Source organism: Kocuria sp. CPCC 205263, assembly GCF_040981075.1.
Lineage (GTDB): Bacteria > Actinomycetota > Actinomycetes > Actinomycetales > Micrococcaceae > Kocuria > Kocuria rosea.
The window spans coordinates 2874-4077 of sequence record NZ_JAVKPV010000028.1 but is presented as its reverse complement, the minus strand read 5'-3'; the positions used below and the strand labels follow the sequence as shown (position 1 = coordinate 4077).

The 1204-nt window shown below is 69.4% G+C and carries 2 protein-coding genes; one reads left to right on the top strand and one right to left on the bottom strand.

Annotated features, from left to right (window positions below):
- Positions 1 to 6: 6 nt before the first annotated feature.
- Positions 7 to 291 (bottom strand): hypothetical protein, encoded by a 285-nt coding sequence (locus tag RF647_RS18930; protein ID WP_368813082.1) that lies wholly within the window; start codon positions 289 to 291, stop codon positions 7 to 9.
- Between the two features lie 182 nt (positions 292 to 473).
- On the opposite strand from RF647_RS18930, the gene RF647_RS18925 reads away from it, so the two are divergent.
- Positions 474 to 1204: TetR/AcrR family transcriptional regulator C-terminal domain-containing protein (locus RF647_RS18925; protein ID WP_368813081.1), on the top strand; the 731-nt coding region annotated here is incomplete at its 3' end.

Here is a 1204-nt window from a genome sequence, read left to right as displayed (position 1 = left end):
GGGTGCTCAGGCGGTGTAGTACTCGCGGCTGCCGGACTTGGCCAGCCCGCGGGACACCAGGTAGCCGATGGTCAGGTAGGTGATGTACTCCACGGCCTGACGGGCGTCGAACAGATCGGCGCCGTCCTCGGCCCCGCCGTCACCAACCAGGACGGCCGTCACGACGATGGCCACCAGCACCCCGAGGTAGGCGATGAACTCGGTGGTCTTGGTCGCGTTCTTGGTCTCGGTGGCGCGACGGGTCGTGTGCTCGGCGCCGGTGGTGGCGGTGTGGGAAGCAGTGTTCGTCAAGGGATTCTCCTGAAAGACGTAAGGGGTGCCGGGTGCGGCAGGGCTCCGGACAGCAGATCGCCGTCGGCGCAGTCAGTGGAAGGCCGGGGGGCGCAGTGTGCTCGACGCCTTGCCTACACCGTAGACTGTACGTGTAGACTGTGGTTAATGCAAAGCCCCCTGATGGAAGGACCCTGATGCCCATGAGCTCCCCTGCCGCAGACCCCGATACCGACATCGACCCCATCGAGGACCCCTCGTCGACAACCACCGAGTCCAAGGCGCGCCGGCCGCGGCTGAGCCGGGAGGTCGTACTGACCGCGGCCCTGGCCCTGGTGGACGCCGAGGGCCTGGAGGCGCTGTCCATGCGCCGGCTGGGCCACGAGCTGGGCCGGGACCCGATGGGCCTGTACCGGTATGCGAAGAACCGGGCGGACCTGCTCGACGGGATCACCGAGCTGGTCCTGGACCAGCTGGTCATCCCCACCGACGAGGGTCACTGGCAGGCCCAGCTGCGCGCCACCGCCCACGACTTCCGGGCCCTGGCCCTGGCCCACCCCAACGTGGTGCCGCTGCTGGTGACCCGGCCGCTGTCCACCCCGCTGGGGTTGCGCCCGCTGGGCACCCTGCGCCCGCTGGAGAACATCCTGACCCTGCTCATCGACGCCGGCTTCACCCCGGAAGACGCCCTGCACGTCTACCGGGCCTACTACGGCTACCTCTACGGGCACATCCTCAACGAGCTCCAGGAGATCGTCGTGGACGCAGAAGAGAACGAGGACCTGCTGCGCCTGGGCCTGCACCGCCTGCCCGCCCGCTCCTTCCCCCGCCTGCGCGCCATGGCCCCGGTACTGGCCGACTACGACGGGGCCGCCGAACTCGACCAGGGCATCACCATCCTGCTGGGCGGCCTCGCCGCCCAGCTCCACCCCAC